The 1,895-nt window shown below is 62.7% G+C and carries 1 protein-coding gene and 1 pseudogene; both read right to left on the bottom strand.

Annotation, left to right across the window (positions count from 1 at the left end):
- Window positions 1–329, bottom strand: a pseudogene (locus WBA11_RS14730) (translocation/assembly module TamB); the annotation flags it as partial.
- Window positions 329–1,895 (bottom strand): autotransporter assembly complex protein TamA (locus WBA11_RS14725; protein WP_424521420.1); only part of this gene is annotated, 1,567 nt, incomplete at its 5' end. The pseudogene WBA11_RS14730 and the gene WBA11_RS14725, both read right to left, overlap by 1 nt.

Here is a 1,895-nt window from a genome sequence, read left to right as displayed (position 1 = left end):
GCCTTCGGCAGACGGGGAAACTCTATCCTGTCTGCAGTCAGTTCCTCGATCTCGACCCGTCCGCGCAACAGGGCAGAACGGTTCCACACGAGCTGCGGCTGCTCGATGGTCAGCCAGACGCCGTCCTCATCGGCAATTGTAATGCTTGCCAACGATATGTTCGACGACAACGAACCTTCCAGACCGTTCAGCGAAATCTGCATGTTGGGCGTGGAGATTTGCTCCTCCACATAGGAGATGAGCGACGACTTCTCCTCCTCTTCCGACTGCGCGAAGGCGGTGCCCAAGAAAGCAAAGACGAGCAGGATTGTCAGGGTCAGAAAACGCATCAGAACGCATGTCCTATGCCGGCGTAGAAGGCGAAGTCCGGATCGCCCTCTTCGGCGTTGAGCGGAATGGCCACGTCGAGGCGTATGGGACCGAGGCCACTGTAGTAGCGAAAGCCGACGCCGACGCCGACCTTCGGATCGGTATCGAAACCGGAGAAGCTCTCTTCACCGACCATGCCGAAATCGGCAAACGCCACGGCACCGAACGAGGCGCCGAACCGTTGCCGGACCTCGATCGCGCCTTCCACGAGCGACTGCCCGCCGGTCACGTTACCATCGGCTTGTTTGATGCCGATATTCTTGAAACCGTAACCGCGAACGGAACCGCCGCCGCCCGCAAGGAAAAGCTGGTCCGGCGGCGTCTCTTCGATGGATGGCCCCAGCAGGGTGCCGACCTTGAGACGTGCGGCGAAGACAGTGCGCCCCTCATCGCCCGGGGAAAGGTAGCCGCGCGCCTCCGTCTCGAACCGCGCGGCCGCATTGCCGAACTCCCATTCATAGAAAGGGCGGGCCAATGCGGAGAAGTACAGTCCCTCGGTGGGGTCCAGCTCGTTGTCGCGCAGATCGTACTCGCCGGTTGCCTGCGCCCCCACGACGCCGAAACGACGTGTGCCGAAGACATCTTCGTACTCGCCGTATTTCACAAACCCTTCCGCCGCGAGCGTTATGTTTTCGGTCTGATACCGCGTCAGGCCAGCGGAAGCGCCGACGGACTTTTCGCTGAACGTGTCGTTGTAGGCAGCGCGTGCGAAAGCGTTGGCGATGAAATCCGTATCCGGGTCCAGCAGCCCGGGTTTCTTGAACGTGGCGGCGACTTCGTAATCCAGCTCGTCTACCGCATCGACTTGTGCACCGCCGCCCACACCGCCGACCTCCGCGCTGAGCCGCAGGCTTTCCGCCTGACCGAACAGGTTGCGGTGCAACCAGAAGGCCTCCGCACCCGCACCGTCGATGGACGAGAATGTGGCCCCCACCCCGATCCGGCGCAGCTTGCGTTCCTTCACCAGCACGTTGATAGGAAGCAGGCCATTGTTGCCGATCTCGTCCGCCTCCTGCAGGCGTTGCAGCGAGAAAACGCCCAGCCGCTCCAGCCGTTTGCGCGCACGGGCCAATGTGTCCGGATCGTATTCCTCACCCGGGGTCAGGCCCGTCATATAGGAGACGAAAGCCGGGTTCATGAACTCGGTGCCCTCGACGCTGATCTCGCCGTAGGCGGCTCGCTGTCCCGGTTCCATCCTGATCGTTACGTTGAACTGATCGTCAGGGTGAACCGCGTTGGCATCGCGGTCGGCCACTGCCGCCTTCGCATAACCCTGTTGCCGCCAGGCCCGGACCGCCAGGCGACCGGCTGCGCGCACGGCGGTGGCTTCGGCAAACTCGCCAGTCGAGAAACCCACGCTCTCGGGCCCGTCGACCTGGTCATCGGGATCGAGCGTCGGCGGAGCGGCATTCACGATGTCGGTGGTGCCGAACCGGTACCGGTCTCCCGGGGTCACACGAACCGTAACGCTGGAATTGTCCGGCACCTCCGTTCCCGGACGTATTTCGGAAGCCTGAGTGCCGTTC

The organism is Rubrivirga sp., assembly GCF_049648075.1.
Lineage (GTDB): Bacteria > Bacteroidota > Rhodothermia > Rhodothermales > Rubricoccaceae > Rubrivirga.
Note: the sequence above shows the minus strand (reverse complement) of the source record. Positions and strands in the feature narration are given on the sequence as shown.